This is a genomic window from Inquilinus ginsengisoli (assembly GCF_050434925.1).
In the GTDB taxonomy this organism is placed as follows: Bacteria; Pseudomonadota; Alphaproteobacteria; order DSM-16000; family Inquilinaceae; genus Inquilinus; species Inquilinus ginsengisoli_B.
This window is the reverse complement of record NZ_JBNDJK010000001.1, coordinates 6,606,886-6,628,997: the sequence shown is the minus strand read 5'-3', so window position 1 is coordinate 6,628,997 and position 22,112 is coordinate 6,606,886. Positions and strand designations below refer to the sequence as shown.

Here is a 22,112-nt window from a genome sequence, read left to right as displayed (position 1 = left end):
TCGGCAATGAAACCTTGCGTCACCCGACGGGCGGCCGCTGGAATGATCGCCTTGTCACGAAACCTTGGTTTCGCCGGAGTTTCGGTCGGAGGTTTTCAGATTTCGAATTCAACCTTTGAGAGCTTGTGATGTCAATGAAGTTTCTGTAAAGTTTTATGAGATAATTTTCTCAAGATATAAACTCGAAATCTTAGTGCCTGGAGGGGTGGTTGGCATCGATGCGGGAACGGGCAGGCTCGCAGAAGGCGTGCCGAGCATGGCCTCGACGGACGTCGCCGATCTCAAAACGAAAAGGCCGGCCACGCGTCACGTGGCCGGCCTCTCCGGGATCCTGGCTGCGGCTTGGGTCTACATGACCCTGCCGCGGAATTGTCCGAAGCCTGCTACTTCGCCGGTGCCTGTTGTCGGGCGGCGTCGGCCGCATAGGCGTGGATCAGGCGGCGCAGCCCATCCTCGACCGTGATCTCGGTGCGCCAGCCCAACAGTTCCTCCGCCCGCTTCGGGTCGCCCCGGAAATGCGCCACGTCGAAGTTGCGGGGCGGTGCCGTGCGGATCTCGACCGGGATCAGCGCGGCCGCCTGGGCCATCTCGGCCAGCTCGCCCAGCGACACGGCGCGGCCGCCGACATAGTGAATCGGCGGCAGCGCCCGGTTGCCGTCCTTCAGGCGCTCCACCAGCAGGGCGAGGCCGCGGCCGACATCGTCGACATGGGTGAAGTCGAAGGTGTTCTCGGCGCCTTCGATCGAGATCGTGCCGCCGGTGGCGGCCGCCCGGGCGAACGCCGGTACCACCCGATCGCGGTGGTCGGCGGTCGAGCCGAAGACGTTGGAGAAGCGGACGATCACCGTGGCCAGCCCGGCCTCGCGGGCGCGCCCGACCGCGGCCTCGGCCTCGGCCTTGGACCGGCCGTAGATGTTGACCGGCTCGAGCGGCGCGTCCTCCGGCACCGGCAGAATCGCCGGGTCGCCATAGACCTCGCGGCTGCTGGCGTAGACCACCCAGGGCCGACGGCCGGCCGGCTGCTCCAGCGCGACCTTCAGCACCGTCTCGGTGCCGTTCACATTGATGTCCCAGCACAGCTCCGGGTTGCGCTCGCCGGTGATGACGCGGGAGACGGCGGCGAGGGAGATGACGCCGTCGCAGCCGGCCATGGCCTGCCGCAGCTGGTCGGCGTTCCGGATGTCGCCATGGCCGGGCGTCCCGGCTTCATAGGCGCTGTCGAAAGCGACCGGCTGGTACCCGGCCTCGGCAAAGCGCCGCATGATTTCGGTGCCGATCAGCCCACGCGAGCCTGTGACAAGGATTCTCATAAGGGATTTCTCTCAAACGTTGTCCGATACGATGCCGGCCAATGTGTGCCGGCCGGGTCTTGGTCAGGCTGTTCCGACCCTGGCTTCCGCTCTCCGCCTTGCCCAGTCTACGCGGCCGAAGAGCAGAACTCTACTTCCGTGAATCACATCCCCCTCCCTCATCAATGGGCACGAGAAATCCTGGTTATTGAGATTCCGCGCGCCATGCCCCCAAACCCGATAGTGAAATCTCGATACAGTTCGCCAACTGAGCGGCAGACAACCTGTCCGTCTCGAAAGAAATTCCTCCGAGGGTGGATTTCAAGCTTTCTGTGCTTGGAGTGTCAAACGATTTTTGTGAGTTTTGTGGGCTTTTTTGAGGCGAAAGAAGGCCTGGCACGAGGCGAAGCCGGATGCAGCCACGCGATGCCGCCTCCGCTACCCGGCAGCCTCCTCGACCGTCTGCTCGATGGCGCCGAAGATCGAGTGGCCCTGCGCGTCCTTCATCTCGATCCGCACCGTGTCGCCGAAGCGCAGGAAGGATGTATGGGGCGCGCCCGACAGGATGGTCTCGACCATGCGCAGCTCGGCCAGGCAGGAATAGCCGTGGCCACCCTGCAGGATCGGCTTGCCCGGCCCGCCGCCGGCGTCGCGGTTCGACACGGTGCCGGAGCCGATGATGGTGCCGGCGCCGAGCGGCCGGGTCTTGGCCGCATGGGCGACCAGAGTGGGGAAGTCGAAGGTCATGTCGACCCCGGCATCGGCCCGGCCGAAGGGCGCGCCGTTCAGCTCGACCAGCAGCGGCCGGTGCAGCTTGCCGCCGTGCCAGGCGTCGCCCAGCTCGTCCGGGGTCACCGCCACCGGCGAGAAGGCGGAGGACGGCTTGGACTGGAAGAAGCCGAAACCCTTGGCCAGCTCGGCCGGGATCAGGTTGCGCAAGGACACGTCGTTGACCAGCATCACCAGCCTGATGGACTGGGCCGCCGCGTCGCGGCCGGCGCCCATCGGCACGTCGCCGGTGACCACCGCGACCTCGGCCTCCAGGTCGATGCCCCAGGCCTCGCTCGCCATCCGGATCGGGTCGCGCGGGGCCAGGAAGCTGTCGGATCCGCCCTGGTACATCAGCGGATCGGTCCAGAAGCTCTCCGGCATCTCGGCGCCGCGGGCCTGCCGCACCAGCGCGACATGGTTCACATAGGCCGAGCCGTCGGCCCATTGATAGGCGCGGGGCAGGGGCGACAGGGCCTGGTGCTCGCGGAACCGGTCGCTCGGCACGGCGCCGAGCTCGAGGTCATGGGCCAGCGCCTCCAGCCGCGGCCGCAGCAGGTCCCAGTCGTCCAAGGCGCGCTGCAGCGTCGGGGCGATGCCCCCGGCCACGGTGTAGCGGGTCAGGTCGCGTGAGACGACGACGAGGCGCCCGTCGCGCGACCCGTCCCTCTGGCTGGCGAGCTTCATCGGCCGGTGTCCTCCCGTTTGTCGAACTGCTTCTCCAGCCCGCTCCAGCAGGCCGGATAGTCATCCTGCAACGTCGGCAGCTCCGCTGCATAGCGCGTCAGTTGCTGCGGGAACCGGGTCTCGAACATGAAGGCCATGGTGCCGGTCAGCTTCACCGGCTTCAGCTCGGCGGTCGAAGCCTTGGCGAAGGCGTCGGTGTCGGGCCCGTGCGGCAGCATGCAGTTGTGCAGGCTGATGCCGCCGGGCAGGAAGCCCTCCTCCTTGGCGTCGTAGCGGCCATAGATCAGGCCCATGAACTCGGACATGATGTTCATGTGGTACCAGGGCGGCCGGAACGAATGCTCGGCCACCAGCCAGCGCTCCGGGAAGATCACGAAGTCGACATTGGCCGTGCCGGCCTCGCCGGACGGGGCGGTCAACACCGTGAAGATCGACGGATCCGGATGGTCGAAGCCGATCGCGCCGACCGGCGAAAAGGTTCGCAGATCATATTTGTAGGGGGCGTAGTTGCCATGCCAGGCGACGACGTCGAGCGGCGAGTGACCGATCACCGTCTCGTGGAAGCCGCCGCACCATTTCACCACCACGCGGTGCGGCGTGTCTCGCTCCTCGAAGGCGGCGACCGGCGTCTTGAAGTCGCGCGGATTGGCCAGGCAGTTGGCGCCGATCGGGCCGCGGTCCGGCAGGGTGAACTTGGCGCCGTAATTCTCGCAGACATAGCCGCGCGCCGGCCCGTCCACCAGCTCGACCTTGACCTTGGTGCCGCGCGGGACCACCGCGATCTCGGCCGGGCCGATCTGCATGATGCCGAGCTCGGTGACCAGGCGCAGCGACCCCTGCTGCGGCACGATCAAGAGCTCGCCGTCGGCGTCGATGAACACCTCGTCGACCATCGATTCGGTGGCCAGGTAGACGTGCGCGGCCATGCCGGCCTGGGTGAACACGTCGCCCGCGGTGGTCATGGTCCGCATTCCGGTCAGGAAGGTCAGGCGCTCATCCGGGATCGGCGTCGGGTCCCAGCGCAGCTGGCCCAGCGGCAGGCCGTGGCGGACGACATGCGGCGCCGTCTTCCAGTGCGGCAGCTCGATCTCGCGGAACCGGCCGACATGCTTGACCGAGGGCCGCAGCCGGTACAGCCAGGACCGCTCATTGGTGCCGCGCGGCGCGGTGAAAGGCGAGCCGGAGAGCTGCTCAGCATAGAGCCCGTAGGCGCAGCGCTGCGGCGAGTTCTGGCCCTGGGGCAGGGCGCCGTCCAGGGCCTCGGTCTCGAAATCGTTGCCGAATCCCGGCATGTAGCGGAGCGTCATCGCATCCTCCCGGCCGGCCCGGCGCGACCCGAGCCTCATCAGTTCATCTTACGTGGATGATCGTTTCATTTGAAACGAATTTCAATGTGAATCTGCGCCGCAACCGAAAGGGCCACGGCCCGCCGGGGCCGGGTCCTCCGTATGAAACAACCGCTCTGGCCGATTTTTGAGCATTGCTCGCTTCCAAAAAATAGAGTAATATACAACGTATATTGTTTAATAATTATTAGATTCGGGAAAGGATGAAGATGATGATTACGAAAAACGATTTGGAATCATACTTGGGGAAAGACATAAAGAGTATATGTCAAAACGATTTCGATGATCCCAACTTAAATCACTGCGCACACTTCGCGTCACATGCGCTCAATCTGGGCTTTTCGTTCAGTTGCGCGCAGATGACCGGCGGCAGTCATCCTACGGCTAACATCCGCGTCCACGAGGTTTTTGCTCGCTGCCCGCGGGTCGGAAAATGGGATGACGCAGACACATCCCAGATCCAACTCGTCTTCGTGATACGAAAGGATGCTTGCAATATATCTACGAAGACAATGCAAAATATACCACAGAAGCACGTCGGGATTTTCTGTGATGGGTTTGTCTATAATTATTCAAACGGGAATGATCAGGTTATAAAGGTGACTGTTGATGATTTTTACCAGCGCTTCCAGTCGATATACACGGGGGATCAGGGTTTGTTTTTTGGTGAAATCCCTGGCTCTGACCTGTTGCTGTCGGTCGACGCAACGGGCGGCGTGATCGACCGGGGCATCGGCTTTTCCCTCAGCAAGCAAGGAAAGAAGTGGTTCGCGCACAGGATCGACTCGCCTCAGGAACCGAAGTTCTATGTAGGTAGTGAAACTATTAATCCGGCGAAGGGATTCTACGGACTTTTTCAGCCCGGTTCTGCCTATTATGGCGCGCAATACAGGGCCAGTGATCACATATCGAAGATCGACCATTGGGCCTATCTGCTGGATGTCACGGCATTCTGCGAGAGTGATCTCTATATAAATCTAATAAACACATATGATCGTGCTCGATTTACGTTCGGATTCTATCAACTGGCCGCGCATACGCCTCGTGACAACCTCATTCTGTTTTTCCGGGCAGCGCTTGTGGAATCTGAATTCCAGGAGCTTTTCCCTGATTTGGCGTTGAAGGGAGGCCGTGTCTTCCGTGTTGCGGAGGACGGAACCGAAACCGATCTCGAGAAGGAGACGTTTGACCCCGCATCCGGTGAGGATCAGCTTCAGGCCTTCATGGAGTATATGAATCCGACGCGCAAACAAATCGACGAGCAGGAGATTCTGCAGTCCGCCCGATTGATCTGGTGGGCGAACACATCGACGAAATGCGCGGAGATACAGGCAGATGTGAGCGCATCGATTCTTCAAGGGAAAATGGCGAACCGCTATGCTGCCTGGTACGACCTCGATGGTGAGTCCGACATCGTTTGCGCGATCATAGCCGACATTCATCATCAGGGACGCGGGAAGAAAGCCGACGTCCGGAACGCGTTGGCAACGGCCAACAAGGTGAACGCGCTGCTGCAGATCGGAAAGACCGCCTATCCTGTGCGCGTCCAAGCCCTGACAGAGCGGATCGAGAAGTGGAAGGCCGCCGGGATCATGGGGGTAAAGCGCTACCGGCTCGGCACGAACGAGTTCCAGTGAGAGAAGGCGGCCAGCGCCAGGGCGATCGCTCGTCCGGAAAGTCGCATCTTGACGGTCTGCCGTGAGTGAGACGCCGCTCGCCCGCCTTTTCGCTGTGGGCGAAGCGGCGCATCCATCAGTCGTCGTTGACAGCGAGGCGGCGCAGCGGGGCGGGGGCGTGGAGATCGGGCGGGACGCCGCGTCGGCGCTTGGCCGCCAGCAGCGATTCCGCGATCTCCCGCGACCGCACCGACAGCAGCGTGTTGCTGAGCCCGTGCGAGGTTTCGGGCGACCCCTGCTGCGGCACGACCAGCAGCCCCGAGCCTCGTTATTCCGTCTTACGCGGGTGATCGTTTTATTTGAAACGAATTTCAATGCCAAACTGTCAGCGCGGGCGGTCCGGCCGCGGCGTCTCGATTCCCGGGATGCCGCCGATGCGCTCGGCCAGGAAGTCGACCAGCAGCCGGACCCGGGCGATGCCCGCCCGCTCCGGCACGATCAGCAGGCTCAAGGGGACGGGCGGCGGCTCCCAGCCCGGCAGGATCGCCTCGAGCCGGCCGGCCGCCAGCAGGTCGTCGACCAGCCAGCGATGGGCGGGGGCGATGCCGCGCCCGGCGGCCACGGCCTCGCGCGCGGCGAGGCCGTGATCGATCCGGAACCGCCCGCCGAACGGCACGGCATGCCGCTCGCCGCCCGGTCCCTCCAGGGTCAGCGTGTCGCTGCCCGCGATGTTCGTCATCCGGATGCCCTCGTGCCCGGCCAGGTCCGCCGGTGTAGCCGGGCGGCCCCGTGCCGCCAGATACTCCGGCGCCGCCACCAGCAGGCGCCGCGACCGGCCGAGGGCGCGCAGCTTCATCGAGCTGTCGGTCAGCGGCCCCAGGCGCAGGGCGATGTCGACGCCCTCGCGCACCAGGTCGACGCGTTCGTCGGTCAGGCTGAGGTCGATCCCGATGTCGGGATAACGGTCCTGGAAGGCAAAGGTCAGCCTGCTGACCTGCAGCACCCCGAAGGCCGCGGTGCAGGAGATCCGGATCGTGCCGGCCACAGCACCGCGCGTGGCGCGCGCCTCGTCCCCGGCCTGTTCGACCAGGCGCAAGATCTGGACGCAGTCGGCGTAGTAGCGGCTGCCCTCGTCGGTCATGGTCACGCGCCGGGTGGTGCGGCTGAGCAGCGGCACGCCGATCGCCTCCTCCAGCTCGCGCAGGTGCCGGGTAATGGTCGACTGGCCGACTCCGAGCTCGCGTGCCACCGCCGACAGACTGCCGCGCTCGGCGACGCGGACGAAGCTGCGCATGCGCTCGAGCGATACGTCCGGCCTATCCATTTATCGGCACAATCCTATCCATTATCGACATATAGTGGATCAACCGAGGACTGGCCACCTGAAGGGTCGGTTTCCTTGGAAGGATCGTTGATCATGAAGGTGCTGCTTGTCTTCGCCCATCCCGAACCCCGCTCGCTCAACGGCGCGTTGCGCGACGTGGCCGTGCGCGAGCTCGAGGCCCAAGGCCACGAGGTGCGGGTGTCGGATCTCTACGCCGAGGGCTGGAAATCAGAGGCCGACCGCGGTGACTTCCCGGCGCTGGCGCCGGAGGCCCGGCTGAAGGTGGCCGGGGCGTCCGCCGAGGCCTTCGCCGCCGGCGCGCTGACCGAGGATGTCAGAGCCGAGCAGGAGAAGCTGCTTTGGGCCGACATGCTGATCCTGCAGTTCCCGCTGTGGTGGTACAGCATGCCGGCGATCCTCAAGGGCTGGGTCGACCGGGTCTACGCCTATGGCTTCGCCTACGGCGTCGGCGAGCACAGCGACAAATATTGGGGCGACCGCTTCGGCGAAGGGACCCTCGCCGGCAAGCGCGCCATGCTGATCGTGACCACCGGCGGCTGGGAGGAGCACTACGCCCCGCGCGGCGTCAACGGGCCGATCGACGACCTGCTGTTCCCGATCACCCACGGCATTCTCTACTACCCGGGCTACGAGGTGCTGCCGTCCTTCGTGGCCTATCGGGTCGATCGTCTCGACGAGGCCGGGTTCGCAGCCGTGGCCGAGCGGCTGCGCGAGCGGATGCGGACGGTCGCCACCACCCCGCCGATCCCGTACCGGCGGCAGAATGGCGGCGACTATCTGATCCCGAGCCTGCAACTCCGTCCCGGCCTGGGCGATCCGGGTACGACCGGTTTCGCACTCCATGTGGACGACGTCGGCACGGCTAGCCGGGCTTCGGCCGCCTAGTCGTCGTTGACGGCGACGCGGCGCAGCGGGGCGGGGGCGTGCAGCTCGGGCGGCACGCCGCGCCGGCGCTTGGCCGCCAGCAGCGATTCCGCGATCTCCTGCGACCGCACCGCCAGCACCGACAGCAGCGTGTCGCTGAGCCCGTGCGAGGTCTCGGACTGGCCTTGCAGATGGATCTGCGGCCGGAACTCGGGCCGGGTTCGCAGCCGGTAGTCGCGGTCGACCGTGAAGTCCTCGATCCAGGGGGCCAGCGCCGACAGGAGGCGGCGCCCGCCGTCGCGCTCATAGCCGGTGGCCAGCACCACCGCGTCGTAGCCGCGCCGCGCGGCGGTGCCGGCGAAGCCGTCGCGCACCGTCAGCTCGACCGTCTCCGGGCCTGCCATGGCCTCGGTCACCTCGCAGCGTCCGCACAGTGCCAGCCGCGCCGGCCCCTGCACCTTCTGCTGGTACAGGATGTCAAAGATCCGCTCGATCAGGTCGGCATCGACGACCGCATAGTTGGTGTTGCGGAACTCGCGGATGATCGCGTCGCGCTGCGCCTCGCCCTGGCCGAAGACGTAGTCGGTGAAGCCGGGGTTGAAGATCTCGTTGACGAAGGGGGTGTTGTCCGACGGCTTCAGCGCGTGGCCGCGGTAGATCAGGTCGATGCCGAGCTGCGGGAAGCGGCCATGCAGGTCGAGCGTGATCTCCGCCGCGCTCTGGCCGCCGCCGATCACCGCCACCCGAGCGGAGGGGCGGCGCGCCAGGCCCAGCCCGTGGATGCGGTCGAGGTAGAAGGAAGAATGCAGGACCCGCGATTCGCCGCGGAGGGTGGCGAAGGCCGCCGGGATGCGCGGGCTGCCGCCGGTGGCGACGACCAGGTTGTGCGTCCGGCGCACGGTCTCGCCGCCCGAGACGGTGCGCGACCGCACCCGCAGCCCGGTGACGACGCCCTGCGCCATCTCCGGCTCGACCGCCGTCACCTCTTCGCCATAGCTGCAGTGGTCGGCGAAGCGGGCGGCAACCCAGCCCAGATAGTCGTTGAACTCGACCCGGCTGGGGAAGAAGGTCTTGCGGTTGATGAAGGCCTCCAACCGGCCCTTCTGGTGCAGGTAGTTGACGAAGGTCAGCGGGCTGGTCGGGTCGCGCAGCGACACCAGGTCCTTGAGGAACGAGATCTGCATGTCGCTGTCCGGCAGCAACATGCCGCCATGCCAGGTGAAGCCGGGCTGCTTCTCGACGAAGTGATGGCTCAGCGCCGCGCCCCGTTGGCGCAGCACCTCGTCCAGCGCGATGGCCAGGGCCAGGTTCGACGGGCCGAAGCCGACGCCGACGACGTCGTGGATCGCGTCCTGACTCATGCCTGCGGCACCGGCTGCTTGGCGGAGGCGGGCAGCCACAGCCGGTCGAAGAAGAAGCGCTCGCGCAGCAGCATCACCAGCGCCGCCCGCTTGTGCGGGAAGTCGAAGGTCTTGATGCGAACGAAGCCGGAGGTCTCGAGATTGCGGATCTGCTGGTGATGCGCCGCCGCCGGCTCGCCGACGATGCGCTGGGTGCGGCAGTCGTCGAGCAGCATGTAATGCGTCAGCGAGGGCAGCCAGGCGCTGATGAAGCTGCGGCCGCGATACGCGTCTTCGCCGACCACGACATGCCAGCCGCGGTCATAGTCCTGCACGTCATAGAACGGCGCCAGCCGGTTCTCGCGGGCCCAGTAGATCTCGAAATAGGCGAAGGGCGTGCCGTCGAAGGTCGCGATCAGCGGCACCATGTGCGGGTCCGCGATCAGCCCGGACAAATAACGGCGATGCTTCTCCAGGTCGCCGTCCTCGTTCCAGAAGGCGGCGACCCTCGGATCGTTCATCCATTTGTGCAGATTGCCGAGATCGTCCTCCACCGTGGCGGCGCGGAAGGCGATGGTCTGCTCCAGCCAAGGGATGTAGCGGGCATAGACCGTGCCCTGCGGCTTCGGCGGCCGCTGCGGATGGCGCTTTCCGTCGGTCATGACGTGGCGCTGCGGGAAGGCCGGCAGGTCGGGCCGGCCGTGCCAGAGTTCGGCCTGCTGCATGAACAGTTCGGGCAGCACGGTCAGCGGGGCTTCGGTGGTCTCGACAGCGACGCCGCGCCGACGCAGCGCGTCGGCCAGCACCTCGTTGCCGTCGCCGAGGTCGAGCGCCAGCCGCTCCTGCTCGGGATGCCAGGCGAAGGCGGCTTCGATAGCGGCATTCAGGCCTCGGAAGGTGGTGTCACCGGAGCCGGCCGGTCCGGTCAGCGTCAACCGCCCCTCGGCCAGGCGCAGGGTGAGTGGCGCGGAGCCGGCCTGCCGCACCGTCAGCGAATCACCCTGGCGCGACGTCGTCACCGGAGCCGTGGTGGCGGCGTAGGAAAGGAAGGTCGTGCCGGGCTGCGGAATGGGTATGGCGTCCATCGTCTTCTCCTTCCGCGGCCGCAGGGACCCTGCCGGTTCCGGCATGCCAGCGGCCGCCGGCAAGCGGCGGATTCGTCTCGTCTGGTCTGATCGCCTGTTCCCTGACGAGGGGCGGGGAAGGGCGAAAACGGGCTTGACTTGCAATGCAACTGCAACTCATTATCATTCATAGCCAGAAGGGAACGGGAAGTCCAGGCACGTTGTCGCCTCCTGATCGATCTCCTTCAAGCCACCGGAAACCGATGAAGATCAAATCAAGACGCCAGGCCGAGAGCATTCGGCAGGGCGTCGTGTGGCTGCATCTGCGGAATCCGTAAAATTTTCGTCAACTCTGCATGCGATATCGGCGAGGAGTGCCTGATGGCCTTCGATCGGGACGACACCGTCTTTCACGTCGTGGTCAACCACGAAGAGCAATACTCGATCTGGCCCAACTACAAGGAGATCCCGGAGGGCTGGACCGCCGTCGGCAAGACCGGCCCGAAGGCCGAGTGCCTGGCCTATATCGCCGAGGTCTGGACCGACATGCGGCCGCTGTCGCTGCGCCGGCACATGGACGGCCCGGCCACGGCGGACGCGCCTCGGGCCGACGCGGCGCAGTGACCGCATGAGCAGCGTTGCCGCCCGGCTGTTCTGCCTGCCCTATTCGGGGGCCAGCGCCATGATCTATGCGCGCTGGCGCCGAGGGCTGCCGTCCTGGGCAGTGCATCCGGTCGAGCTGCCCGGACGCGGCGCCCGCGCCGGAGAGCCGCTCTCGACCGACCCGGTCCGCCTCGCCGCATCATTGGCCGGGGAGGTCGAGGGTCAGATCGACGGGCCCTACGCCTTGTTCGGTCACAGCCTGGGCGGCCTGCTGGCCTTCGAGCTGGCGCACGCTCTGCTGGAGCGCGGTGCCGCGCCGCCGCTGGTGCTGTTCGCCTCCGGCAGCGAGGCGCCGGCCGTCCGCGACGACCGCGACCTGGCCCGGCCGCGCAGCGATGCCGAGCTGATCGCCGATCTCCGCGGCTACCGCGGCACGCCGGAGGAGGCGCTGGCCGATGCGGAGCTGATGGCCGCCGTCCTGCCGGTGCTGCGCGCCGACTTTATGATGGCCGGCGCCTATGCCTACCGGCCTCGCCCGGCGCTGCCTTGCCCGGTGCATGTGCTCGGCGGCACCGAAGACGGTCTCGACCGCCCGGCGCTCGATGCCTGGGGCCGGGAGACGCACGGCGACTTCGCCATCGACCTGTTCGACGGCGACCACTTCTTCATCCACTCCCGTCAGGCGGAGGTGCTCGGCGTCGTCGACGCCGCCCTGTCGCGACGGATGAACGGCGGCCGGGCCGCCCTGTCCCGTGCCGGCGGATCGCCCGCCGGCCGGACGCTTCAGTGAGTGCACACGCCATGGATGCCGTGACCACCGCCACGCTGACGATCCGCCCGCTGCGCGACGACGGACCCTTGCCGCTGCTGGTCGAGCCCGCTGCCGGCAGCACGCCGTCGCTGATCGAGGCCCTGCCCGAGATCCGGCCGATCGTCGACCGCCATCTGAGCGTCGAGGGCGGATTGCTGTTCCGCGGTTTCGCGCTGGACGGCGCCGACGCCTTTCGCGGCTTCGCCGCCGGCTTCGGCCACCCGCTGCTGACCTACGAGTTCGGCTCGACCCCGCGCAGCAAGGTGACGCAGGGCGTCTACACCTCGACCGAATACCCGCCGCATCAGCACATCCCGCTGCACAACGAGCAGGCCTACACCCGGGACTGGCCGATGAAGATCTGGTTCTACTGCCAGCAGGCGGCGCCGGAGGGGGGCGAGACGCCGATCGCCGACAGCCGCGCCGTCTACCGCGCCATGCCGCCCGCCCTGCGCGACCGTTTCGCCGCGAAGGGGCTGATGTATGTCCGCAACACCGGCAACGGCCTCGACGTCTCCTGGCAGCAGGTGTTCGGCACCGAGGATCGCGGCGAGGTCGAAGCCTATTGCCGCGGCCACGGCATCGACTGCGAATGGAAGCCGGATGGCGAGCTGCGCACCCGCCAGGTCTGCCAGGGCACGATCGCCCATCCGGTGACCGGCGAGATGCTCTGGTTCAACCAGGCCCACCTGTTCCACGTCTCGAACCTGGAGCCGGAGGTGCGGTCGACGCTGCTGGAGCTGGTCGACGAGCCGGACCTGCCGCGCAACGTCTATTACGGCGACGGCTCGCCGATCGAGGACGAGGTGCTGGCCACCGTTCGCGAGGTGCTGGAGGCGAACAAGATCAGCTTCCCCTGGCAGGCGGGCGACGTGCTGATGCTCGACAACATGCTCACTGCCCATGCGCGGGCACCGTACAAGGGGCCGCGCAAGGTCATCGTCGCCATGGCGGAAGCGCACGGTCTGCACTGACGCTCCGAGCCGGAGAAAGCCGTGCCGCTTCTCGGAATGCTGATCCGCGGGTCGCGAATCCTGTTCGCGGCCGCCATCCTGGCCAGCCTGGCCTGCGGGATCGGCGGCGCGCTGCTGGTGCTGCTGATCAACCGCGCCCTGCACGCGCCGGCCGAGACATTGCCGCAATGGCTGCTGCCCTTCGTCGCCGCCGCGGTGCTGGTGATGGCGGCGCAGGTCGCCTCGCGCGCCCTGTTCGCCCGCCTCGGTCAGCGGGCGCTCGGCGGGCTGCGGCAGCACATCGCCGAGGCGGTGGTGGCGGCGCCCTACCGGCGGCTCGAGGTGGTCGGCCGGGCGCGGATCCAGTCGCTGCTGACCGACGACGCCTCCGCCATCGCCACCTTCTGCATGGGCCTTCCGATCCTGGTGACCAACGGGGTCGTCATCCTCGGCGTGCTGATCTATCTCGCCACGCTGTCCTGGAGCTTCCTGCTGCTGGCCGCGGTGGTGCTGGTGCTCGGCTCGGTCGGCCACCAGCTCAGCTACGGCCGCGTGCTGTCGCATTTCCGTGAGGCAGGCCGCGACCAGGACCGTCTGTTCGGCCATTTCGAGGCCCTGAACGGCGGTGCCAAGGAGCTGAAGCTGAACGCCGGCAAGGCGCGCCACTTCCTCGACGCGGTGCTGGCGGAGGCGATCGACGCGGTTGCCCTCAGCCGGGTCCGCGGCCTGTCGCTGCTGGCCTTCGCCGATGGCTGGGGCCGGCTCCTGTTCATGGCGACGATCGGCACGGCGCTGTTCGCGCGGATCTGGATCGCGCCGGAGGATGCCGGCGTGGTCTCCGGCTATGTCATCGCCTTCCTCTACATCATGGGCCCGCTGGAAGGGCTCCTGGCCAACATCCCGCATCTCGGCATGGCCCGGGTGGCGCTCGGCCGCATCGGCGACACGCTGGCGGAGCTGGAGGCGGGGAAGGAGGACCCGACGCCTGTCCCGGCCGGGCGCGAGGTGACGCTGGCGCTGGAAGGCGTCACCCACGGCTACTATGACGAGCGCGAGGACGAGGTCTTCACCCTCGGCCCGATCGACCTGACGCTGCGGCCGGGCGAGATCACCTTCCTGGTTGGCGGAAACGGCAGCGGCAAGACCACGCTGGCGAAGCTGGTCACCGGCCTGTACGCGCCGGAGGCCGGCACCATCCGCGTCGACGGCCGGGCCCTGGCCATGCCGGGCGGGGAGGCGCACCGGCAGCTGTTCTCGGCCGTGTTCTCCGACTTCCACCTGTTCGAGACGCTGCTGGAGGCGGCGGAAGGGTCGCTCGACGACCGCGCCAACACCTGGCTGCGACAGCTCCATCTCGACCACAAGGTCGCGGTCCGCGGCGGCGCATTCTCGACCCGCGACCTGTCGCAGGGCCAGCGCAAGCGCCTGGCGCTGGTGGCGGCCTGCCTCGAGGACCGGCCGGTGATGGTGTTCGACGAATGGGCGGCCGACCAGGACCCGCAGTTCAAGGACGTGTTCTACCGCGAGGTCCTGGCCGAGCTGAAGGTGCGGCGGAAGACGGTGCTGGTCATCACCCATGACGACCGCTGGTTCCCGCTGGCGGACCAGCTGGTCAAGCTCGAGCGCGGCCAGGTGGTCGAGCGCAGCGGCCCTGTCGCGGCGGATGCTGCACCGCCATCGCGCGCGCCCGGTCGCGATCTTTCCCTTTCGCCGGTGTCATGAGGTTCGCCGTGAGCGACGCTGCCTTCGATCTCCGCCCGCGCCGCGACGCCGCCGCCCCGCTGGCCCTGGACTATGCCGATGCCGAGACGCTGGTCGAGCTGCTGCGCCGCCGCGCCGCCGCCGATGATGGCGGGCCGGCGCTGCGCTTCCTGACCGATGGCGAGACCGTCGGCGACACCCTCGACTACCGCGCCCTGGACCAGCGGGCCCGGGTGATCGCGGCGCATCTCCAGGCGGTCGCGGCGCCGGGCGACCGGGCGCTGATCCTGCTGCACAGCGGGCCGGACTACATCGCCTCCTTCTTCGGCTGCCTCTATGCCGGGGTGATTGCCGTGCCGGCCTATCCGCCCGAGGGCATGAGCCTGCATCATGTCGAGCGGCTGCGGGGCATGGTCGAGGATGCCGGTGCCCGCCACCTGCTGATCGACCGGTCGCATCGGGTCTCGGTCGAAGCCCTCTGCGCCGGGCAGCATGGCGTGGACGTGATCGCCGTCGACACCCTGTCCGCCGCGCTGGCGGAAGCCTGGCGGCCGCATCCGGCTGCAGGCGGCGACATCGCCTTCCTGCAATACACCTCGGGCTCGACCGCGAACCCGAAGGGCATCGAGGTCACCCACGCCAACCTGATCGACAACCAGCGGATGATGGTGCATGGCTGCGGCGTCACCGCCGCCGACGTGCTGGTCTCCTGGCTGCCGCTCTATCACGACATGGGGCTGATCGCCGGGATGATCCTGCCCTTCTTCGCCGGCATCCCGCTGGTGCTGATGGCGCCGCAGCATTTCCTGGCCCGGCCGGCGCGGTGGTTGGAGGCGATCCACCGCTTCGGCGGCACCGTCAGCGGCGGACCCGATTTCGCCTTCCGCCTGTGCTGCGAGCGGATCAGCGACAAGACCCTCGCCGGCCTAGACCTGCGGTCCTGGCAGTTCGCCTTCTGCGGATCCGAGCCGGTGCGGGCCGACACGATGGCGGATTTCTCCGCCCGCTTCGCCCCGGCCGGCTTCCGGCGCGAGACGCTGGCCCCCAGCTATGGGCTGGCCGAGGCCACGTTGACCATGTCCTGCAGCCCGCGGCCGCACGCCTATGTCACGCTGCGCGTCGACCCCGAGGCGCTGGCGGCGCACCGGGTGGTGCCGAGCGGCGCGGGCATCGAGCTGGTCAGCAGCGGCCGGCCGATCCGGCCGGAGCAGCTGCATATCGTCGATCCCGAGACGCTGCAGCCGCTGGGCGAGGGCGCGGTCGGCGAGGTCTGGGTGACCGGCGGCAGCATCACCCGCGGCTACTGGCGCAACCCGAAGGCGACGGGCGAGGCCTTCCTCGATCGCGGCGAGGGAGTTTGGCTGCGCAGCGGCGACCTTGCCTTCCTGCATGAGGGCGAGCTGTTCATCACCGGCCGGCGCAAGGATGTGATCATCATCCGCGGCCAGAACCGCTACCCGCAGGACATCGAGAAGGCGGTCGAGGCCGCCGTGCCCAAGATCCGCAAGGGCCGGGTCTCGGCTTTCGCGGTCGAGCATGACGGCCGCGAGAGCATCGGCGTCGCCGTCGAGATCAGCCGCACCACCCAGCGCAAGATGGCGCCGGGGGTGCTGGTCGAGGCGATCGACCGGGTCATCGCCGACGCCCAGCAGGAACCGGCGGCGCTTGTCGCGCTGCTCAACCCCGGCACTTTGCCGAAGACCACCAGCGGCAAGCTGCAGCGCTCCGCCTGCCGCGACCGGCTGGCCTCGGGCGAACTGCAGGCCTGGCACCTTTACCGCCGCCCGTCGGCCGGCGACGGGGCGCAGGATCGGGAGGTCCCGCGGGACGGCACGGAGCAGCGCCTGGCCGCGATCTGGACCGAGCTGCTGGATTGCGGGCCGATCGCCCGCGGCGACCAGTTCCTGGCCCTCGGCGGCCATTCGTTGCTGGCGATGCAGGCGATCGACCGGATTCGGGCCGAGTTCGGCGTCGAGCTGCCGCTGCGCGAGATCTTCGCGCCGCACAGCCTGGCCGAGCTCGCCGCCCGACTGGACGCGGCGCCGCGCCAGGCGCCGGAGGCCGGGCTGCCGCCGGTGACGGCCGAGCCGCGGCAGGCCGAGATGCCGCTGTCGCTGGCGCAGCAGCGCCTGTGGCTGGCGGAGCGGCTGGCGGGGGAAGCGGCCCGCAGCGCCTACAACCTCACCGGCCAGCTGCGCCTGACCGGCCCGCTGTCGCGGCCGGCCCTGGACCGCGCCCTCACCGGCCTGCTGGCGCGGCACGAGATCCTGCGCACCGCCTATCCGGAGGATGCCGACGGTGTGCCGGTGGCCCGGGTCGATGCCGACGCCGTCCTGCCGCTGCCGGAGATCGACCTCTCGGCGCTCGACCCGGCCCGGCGCGAGGCGCGGCTGGCCGAGATCGAGGCGGAGGAGGCGCGGCGGCCCTTCGACCTGGCCACGGCGCCGCTGCTGCGCGCCACCCTGCTGCGGCTGGGGCCGGCGGAGCACAGCCTGCTGCTGGGCCTGCACCACATCGTTGCCGACGGCTGGTCGATCGGCGTGCTGATCGACGATCTGGGCGCGCTGTACCGCGCCGCGCTGGCGCACGGCCCGGCCGATCTGGCGCCGCTGCCGGTGCAGTATCTCGACTATGCGCTGTGGCAGCGCCGGCTGCTGCAGGGCGAGGGGCTGGAGCGGCGGAAGGCGTTCTGGCGCGACCGGCTGGCCGGCGTCCCGCACCGGCTGGAGCTGCCGGCCGACCATCCGCGCCCGGCCGTGGCGTCCCAGGCCGGGGACAGCGTCCGCTTCAGCCTGCCGGGCCCGCTGGTCGCGCGGCTCGAAGCGCTGGGCCATGCCCGCGGCGGCACGCTGTTCATGGTGCTGCTGGCGGCGTTCGAGGCCCTGCTGCACCGCCTGACCGGCGCCACCGACTTCGTCGTCGGCACCGATGTCGCCGGCCGGCCGCGGCGCGAGCTCGACCGGCTGGTCGGCTTCTTCGTCAATGTCCTGCCGCTGCGCGCCCGGCCGGAAGCGGCGCTGTCCTTCGCCGGGCTGTTGGACCGGGTGCGCGAGGACTCGCTGCAGGCCTTCGAGCAGCCGCTGCTGCCCTTCGACCAGATCGTCGAGGCCGCCGGCACGCCGCGCGACCGCGCCCGCAATCCGCTGGTGCAGGTGCTGTTCGTGCTGCAGAGCGCGCCGCGCGGCCGCTTCGGCGTCGACGGCCTGACGGCGGAGCTGCGGCCCGCCCAGGCGCATGGCTCCAAGTTCGACATGGCCCTGTTCCTCGACCCGCTCGGCCCCCGCGCCGCGCAGGGGCTGGAAGGCGAGTGGGTCTTCGCCACCGACCTGTTCGCCCGGCCTCGTGTCGGGCGGCTGGTGGCCGCCTGGACCGCTCTCCTGGAGCAGATCGCCGAAACCCCGGACCGCTCGCTGAGCGGCTTCACCCTTCCCTCACTGGAGGAACCAGCGATGTCGTCGTCCGCGTCGCCGTCCGAAACCACCGCCCGCATGGGCGCCAAGCTGGACAAGCTGAAGAAGTTCGCCTCGCCCGCAGCCCGGCCGGCTGCCGCAGCGGTGCCGGCGCGCGAGCTGGTGCGGACCTCGTCGCTGACCCCGGGCGCGATCTTCCCGCTGGTGGTCGAGCCGGCCAGCGCCGATCTCGACGCCGTGGCCTGGGCCGCCGCCCATCGCGACCAGGTCGAAGCCTGGCTGCGGCGCCATGCCGGCCTGCTGTTCCGCGGCTTCGGCCTGGCCACGCCGCAGGAGTTCGAGGCCTTCGCCGAGGCGCTGCAGCCCGGCCTCTACGGCTCCTATGGCGACCTGCCGAAGAAGGAAGGCGGCCGCAACACCTATCGCTCCACGCCGTATCCGGAGCGGAAGATGATCCTCTACCACAATGAGAGCTCCCACCTGCCGCGCTGGCCGCGCAAGCAGTGGTTCTTCTGCGAGCAGCCGTCGCCGGTCGGCGGCGCCACCCCGATCGTCGATTGCCGCGAGATGCTGCGGCGCCTGCCGGCGGAGCTGGCGGAGCGCTTCGCCCGCCTCGGCCTGACCTATGTCCGCACCTTCACCGAGAATCTCGACGTCGACTGGCGCGACTTCTTCAAGACCGACAGCCGCGACGAGGTCGAGGCCCGCTGCCGGGCCGCCGGGGTCGATTTCGCCTGGATCGGCCAGGACGAACTCCAGACCCGCACCCGCTGCCCGGCGGTGATCACCCATCCGCTGACCGGCGAGCGCTCTTTCTTCAACCAGGTCCAGCTGCACCACACCCGCTGCCTCGACGCCGATGTGCGCGAGGACCTGCTGGCCATGGTCGGCCCGGAGCGGATGCCGCGGCAGGTGTTCTACGGCGACGGCTCGCCGATCGAGGACGAGGTCATGGACCTGATCGGCGAGCTGTACGAGGCCTGCGCCGTGCGCTTCGACTGGCGCCGCGGCGACGTGGTGATGCTCGACAACATGCTCGCCGCCCATGCCCGCGACCCGTATGAGGGGCCGCGCCGCATCGTCGTGGCGATGGGCGACATGGTCGACCGCAGCAGTCTCGACGCCGGGCAGGGGGGCGCGCGATGACCGACCCCGCCCTCTCCGCCGGGGTGGAGACCTGGCCGCTCGGTCCTGAGCAGCGCATCGCCGCGGAGCATCCGGACGATGCCGCGATCCTGATCGTCGGCATCGCCGGCGACCTGGACGAGGCGCGGCTGCGCGCGGCCCTGCTGCGGGTGGCCGGCCGGCACGAGATCCTGCGCACCGCCTTCGTCGCCGTCCCCGGATTCCGCGGCCTGCGCGCCCGCCCGCTCGACGCGCCGGCGGAGCCGGCCTGGTCTGGGCTCGACCTGCGCGGCCGGGCCGATGCCGTTGATACGATGGCGACGGACCTGGCGGCGCAGAATGGCTTCGATCTCGGCTCCGGTATGACCCTGCGGGCGGCGCTGTATCGCCTGGGCGACGCGGAATGGCGCCTAGCGCTGCTGGCCTCGCCGCTGGTCGCCGATCGCGGCGCGCTCGACCTGATCCATCGCGCCCTGCGTGACGAGTACGCCGGCCCCGCCGTCCCGGCCAACGAGGACGGCGTCGCCTACGCTCAATATGTCGAGTGGCGCGCCGAGATGGCGGCCGACGAGGACGCTGCCGAGGGCCGCCGCTACTGGCAGGACCATCTCGGCCCCTCGGCGCCGCCGGCCCTGCATCTGCCCTATCGCCATCGCGAGGCCGACACGAGCGCGCGAGCCAGCCGCGATGCCGCGATCGACGCCGCGGTGGCGCGGCGGCTGACGGAACTCGCCACAGCGCGCGGCATCGGCTTTGACGTCGTGCTGCAGGCGGCCTGGTGGGCGCTGCTGGCCCGCATCGCCGGCCGGGCCGAGCTGGTGGCCGGCTGGCAGCATGATTGTCGCCGCGACTACGACGCCTTCGCCGAGACCGTCGGCCCGTTCGACAAGGTGCTGCCGCTGCGGCTGACGGCCGACCCGGGCAAATCCTTCTCCTCCTTCCTGGACCGTCTTGCGCCGGTGCTCGACAGCCATCGCGGCTGGCAGGAGCACTGGCCGGTCGAGGCGCCGGGCCGCAGCGACCACCTGATCGCCGGCTTCCGGGTCACAGCCCATGCGGCCGATGACGGCGCCTGGCGCCTGGTCTCGGCGGACGCGCCGCAGTCCTTCGAACTGGCGCTGCAGGCCGACCTCGCCGAGGACGGCAGCCTTCGCGCCGTCGCCCTCCACTGGGACGGCGGCCGCTACAGCGACGCGGCGATGGAAACGCTGCTGGAGCAGGTCGTGGCCTTGCTGTCCGAGCTGCCGGACCAGCTCGAGACGCCGCTCGGCGCCCTGTCGCCGGTGGCCGCGGCGGAGCGGGCGCGCCTCTCGTCCTTCGACGCCACGGCGCAGGCCCCGTCGCCCGGCCCGTCGCTGCCGGCGTTGATCGCCCGCTGGGGCCGCGAGACCCCGTCGGCGCCGGCCCTGGCCGGCAGCGGCGTCGCTCTCGACTATGCCGGGCTGAATGCACAGGTCGACGGGCTGGCCGCCTGGCTCGTCGCCCATGGCGTCGGCCGCGAGGCGGTGGTGGCGCTCGACATGGCGCGCTCGGCCGACATGGTGGTGGCGCTGCTCGCCGTCTGGCGCGCTGGCGGCGCCTATCTGCCGCTCGATCCGCAATGGCCGCAGGCGCGGCGGCAGTTGCTGCTCGACCAAGCCCGTCCGGTGCTGGTGCTGACCGACGCCGCCGACCCGGTTGCTTCCGACTCCATTCCGGTCCATCCGCTTGCTGCGGCGACCGCGGAACCCGCGTCGGCAGCGCTGCCTGACCTCGACCAGGACGACTGCGCCGCCTATGTGCTGTTCACCTCCGGCTCGACCGGCACGCCGAAGGGCGTGGTGATCGAGCACGGCCAGCTGCGCACCTATGTCGAGGCTGTGAGTGAGGCGCTCGGCCTCGCCGGCTGCCGGCGCTTCGCCCTGACCTCGACCGTCGCGGCCGATCTCGGCAACACCGTGCTGTTCGGCGCGCTGCGGCACGGTGCCTGCCTGGTGGTGGCGGATGAGGCCGAGATGGCCGATGGCGCCGCTTTCGCCGGCTTCCTGCGGCGGAACGACATCGACTGCGCCAAGCTGGTGCCGTCGCATCTGGCGGCGCTGCTCGATGCGCCGGAGCCAGCGCTGCCGGCCACGCTGATCCTCGGTGGCGAAGCGACGCCGAAGGCGCTGGTCGAGCGGATCCTCGCGGCGGCGCCGCAATGCCGGGTGTTCAACCATTACGGCCCGACCGAAACCACGGTCGGCGTGCTGGTGCACGCCCATGATCCCTCAGCCCCGGCCTGGGCCGGCGACGCGCTGCCGCTCAGCCGCCCGGTCGCCGGCAACGAGGTGCTGGTGCTCGACGCCGCCGGCCGGCTGGCGCCGACCGGTGCCGTAGGCGAGCTCCACATCGGCGGAGCCCAGCTCTGCCGCGGCTATCTGCACGGCGACCCGACCGGCGCCTTCGTCGACCACCCGTTCCGCGAGGGCCAGCGGCTCTATCGCAGCGGCGACCTGGCCCGGCACCTGCCGGACGGTTCCCTTCAGGTCGTCGGCCGGGCCGACCACCAGGTGAAGATCCGCGGCTTCCGGGTCGAGCCGGGCGAGGTCGAGGCCGCGCTGCAGGCCCTCGATGGTGTCCAGCAGGCGGCGGTCGTGGTGCATCGGCCGGACGGCGGTGAGGCACATCTGGTCGGCTTCGTCACTCTGGCCTCGGGCGACGCCGCGGCGTTGCGCCCGGCCCTGGCGGCGCGGCTGCCCGGACCGATGGTGCCGGCGCAGATCGTGGCTCTCGACCGGATGCCGCGCCTGGCCAATGGCAAGATCGACCGCCGCGGCCTGCCCGATCCGGCGACTTTGGCCGAGACCAGCGCGAAGGTGGCGCCGCGCGACGCGGTCGAGACGCTGCTGCGCCAGGTGGCGGCGGAGCTGCTGGAGCGGCCGGCCGAGGGGATCGGCGTCACCGACGATTTCTTCGACATCGGCGGCAACTCGCTGCAGGTGATCAAGCTGGTCGCCCGCATCCGCAAGCTGTTCCAGCTCGACGTGCCGCCCGGCATCGTCTTCGACCATCCCAGCATCGCCGCCCTGGCCCAGGCGCTGCGCGGCCATGCGGCGCCGGGTCGGATCGACCAGATCGCCACCCTCCGCCTCAGCCTCGACGGCATGAGCGAGGCCGAGCGGGCGGCGCTCCTGGAGAAGGCGCGGCAGGCCAAGGCTCTCTGAAGACC

At 69.1% G+C, this 22,112-nt stretch carries 15 protein-coding genes; 8 read left to right on the top strand and 7 right to left on the bottom strand.

The features are described from left to right. Positions 1–383: 383 nt before the first annotated feature. The 3 genes from QFZ27_RS31405 to hmgA form a co-directional block, all read right to left on the bottom strand. Positions 384–1,310: an NAD-dependent epimerase/dehydratase family protein gene (locus QFZ27_RS31405; RefSeq protein WP_429230392.1), complete on the bottom strand. Its 927-nt coding sequence runs from the start codon at positions 1,308–1,310 to the stop codon at positions 384–386. 417 nt (positions 1,311–1,727) lie between these two features. Beyond that, positions 1,728–2,744, bottom strand: coding sequence for a fumarylacetoacetate hydrolase family protein (locus tag QFZ27_RS31400; RefSeq protein ID WP_429230391.1), 1,017 nt, complete (start codon positions 2,742–2,744; stop codon positions 1,728–1,730). Further along, on the bottom strand, positions 2,741–4,051 hold the full coding sequence (gene hmgA / locus QFZ27_RS31395) for a homogentisate 1,2-dioxygenase (protein WP_429230390.1): 1,311 nt from the start codon (positions 4,049–4,051) through the stop codon (positions 2,741–2,743). Before hmgA ends, QFZ27_RS31400 begins: the two co-directional genes overlap by 4 nt. A gap of 638 nt (positions 4,052–4,689) precedes the next feature. On the opposite strand from hmgA, the gene QFZ27_RS31390 reads away from it, so the two are divergent. Continuing rightward, positions 4,690–5,727, top strand: coding sequence for a hypothetical protein (locus QFZ27_RS31390; RefSeq protein WP_429230389.1), 1,038 nt, complete (start codon positions 4,690–4,692; stop codon positions 5,725–5,727). Between the two features lie 115 nt (positions 5,728–5,842). Here QFZ27_RS31390 and QFZ27_RS31385 read toward each other — a convergent pair whose 3' ends face one another. Next, positions 5,843–6,013: a hypothetical protein gene (locus QFZ27_RS31385; RefSeq protein WP_429230388.1), complete on the bottom strand. Its 171-nt coding sequence runs from the start codon at positions 6,011–6,013 to the stop codon at positions 5,843–5,845. A gap of 78 nt (positions 6,014–6,091) precedes the next feature. After that, entirely contained in the window at positions 6,092–7,030 is a 939-nt protein-coding gene (locus tag QFZ27_RS31380; protein WP_429230387.1) for a LysR family transcriptional regulator, read from the bottom strand. Between the two features lie 93 nt (positions 7,031–7,123). Between QFZ27_RS31380 and QFZ27_RS31375 the strand changes: the two genes are divergently transcribed. Beyond that, a complete protein-coding gene (locus tag QFZ27_RS31375; RefSeq protein WP_429230386.1) occupies positions 7,124–7,936 on the top strand; it encodes an NAD(P)H-dependent oxidoreductase in 813 nt (270 codons plus the stop codon). Here QFZ27_RS31375 and QFZ27_RS31370 read toward each other — a convergent pair. Together QFZ27_RS31370 and QFZ27_RS31365 are read right to left on the bottom strand one after the other, a co-directional pair. Further along, complete coding sequence (locus QFZ27_RS31370; protein ID WP_429230385.1) at positions 7,933–9,276, bottom strand: lysine N(6)-hydroxylase/L-ornithine N(5)-oxygenase family protein; 1,344 nt, start codon at positions 9,274–9,276, stop codon at positions 7,933–7,935. The genes QFZ27_RS31375 and QFZ27_RS31370 overlap by 4 nt on opposite strands. Next, positions 9,273–10,340: a GNAT family N-acetyltransferase gene (locus QFZ27_RS31365; protein WP_429230384.1), complete on the bottom strand. Its 1,068-nt coding sequence runs from the start codon at positions 10,338–10,340 to the stop codon at positions 9,273–9,275. The genes QFZ27_RS31370 and QFZ27_RS31365 overlap by 4 nt, the downstream gene beginning before the upstream one ends. 360 nt (positions 10,341–10,700) lie before the next feature. Between QFZ27_RS31365 and QFZ27_RS31360 the strand changes: the two genes are divergently transcribed. The 6 genes from QFZ27_RS31360 to QFZ27_RS31335 are packed head-to-tail and all read left to right on the top strand — an operon-like array spanning position 10,701 to position 22,107. Beyond that, positions 10,701–10,943: an MbtH family protein gene (locus tag QFZ27_RS31360; protein WP_429230383.1), complete on the top strand. Its 243-nt coding sequence runs from the start codon at positions 10,701–10,703 to the stop codon at positions 10,941–10,943. Between the two features lie 4 nt (positions 10,944–10,947). Then, positions 10,948–11,712 carry a thioesterase II family protein gene (locus tag QFZ27_RS31355; protein ID WP_429230382.1) on the top strand — a complete coding sequence of 255 codons (765 nt, stop codon included), beginning with the start codon at positions 10,948–10,950 and terminating at the stop codon, positions 11,710–11,712. Then, positions 11,709–12,707, top strand: a complete 999-nt coding sequence (locus QFZ27_RS31350; RefSeq protein ID WP_429230381.1) for a TauD/TfdA family dioxygenase — start codon at positions 11,709–11,711, stop codon at positions 12,705–12,707. The genes QFZ27_RS31355 and QFZ27_RS31350 overlap by 4 nt, the downstream gene beginning before the upstream one ends. 21 nt (positions 12,708–12,728) lie before the next feature. After that, positions 12,729–14,408, top strand: coding sequence for a cyclic peptide export ABC transporter (locus QFZ27_RS31345; RefSeq protein WP_429230380.1), 1,680 nt, complete (start codon positions 12,729–12,731; stop codon positions 14,406–14,408). A gap of 8 nt (positions 14,409–14,416) precedes the next feature. Next, a complete protein-coding gene (locus QFZ27_RS31340; RefSeq protein WP_429230379.1) occupies positions 14,417–18,943 on the top strand; it encodes a TauD/TfdA family dioxygenase in 4,527 nt (1,508 codons plus the stop codon). Continuing rightward, on the top strand, positions 18,940–22,107 hold the full coding sequence (locus QFZ27_RS31335) for a non-ribosomal peptide synthetase (protein ID WP_429230378.1): 3,168 nt from the start codon (positions 18,940–18,942) through the stop codon (positions 22,105–22,107). Before QFZ27_RS31340 ends, QFZ27_RS31335 begins: the two co-directional genes overlap by 4 nt. Positions 22,108–22,112: the final 5 nt, after the last annotated feature.

What these genes read in the sequence shown, in the direction of transcription:
- QFZ27_RS31335 (WP_429230378.1), top strand. Translation starts at nt 18,940, where the DNA reads ATGACCGACCCCGCCCTCTCCGCCGGGGTGGAGACCTGGCCGCTCGGT.
- QFZ27_RS31355 (WP_429230382.1), top strand. Translation starts at nt 10,948, where the DNA reads ATGAGCAGCGTTGCCGCCCGGCTGTTCTGCCTGCCCTATTCGGGGGCC.
- QFZ27_RS31400 (WP_429230391.1), bottom strand. Translation starts at nt 2,744, where the DNA reads ATGAAGCTCGCCAGCCAGAGGGACGGGTCGCGCGACGGGCGCCTCGTC.
- QFZ27_RS31360 (WP_429230383.1), top strand. Translation starts at nt 10,701, where the DNA reads ATGGCCTTCGATCGGGACGACACCGTCTTTCACGTCGTGGTCAACCAC.
- hmgA (WP_429230390.1), bottom strand. Translation starts at nt 4,051, where the DNA reads ATGACGCTCCGCTACATGCCGGGATTCGGCAACGATTTCGAGACCGAG.
- QFZ27_RS31375 (WP_429230386.1), top strand. Translation starts at nt 7,124, where the DNA reads ATGAAGGTGCTGCTTGTCTTCGCCCATCCCGAACCCCGCTCGCTCAAC.
- QFZ27_RS31365 (WP_429230384.1), bottom strand. Translation starts at nt 10,340, where the DNA reads ATGGACGCCATACCCATTCCGCAGCCCGGCACGACCTTCCTTTCCTAC.
- QFZ27_RS31370 (WP_429230385.1), bottom strand. Translation starts at nt 9,276, where the DNA reads ATGAGTCAGGACGCGATCCACGACGTCGTCGGCGTCGGCTTCGGCCCG.
- QFZ27_RS31380 (WP_429230387.1), bottom strand. Translation starts at nt 7,030, where the DNA reads ATGGATAGGCCGGACGTATCGCTCGAGCGCATGCGCAGCTTCGTCCGC.
- QFZ27_RS31405 (WP_429230392.1), bottom strand. Translation starts at nt 1,310, where the DNA reads ATGAGAATCCTTGTCACAGGCTCGCGTGGGCTGATCGGCACCGAAATC.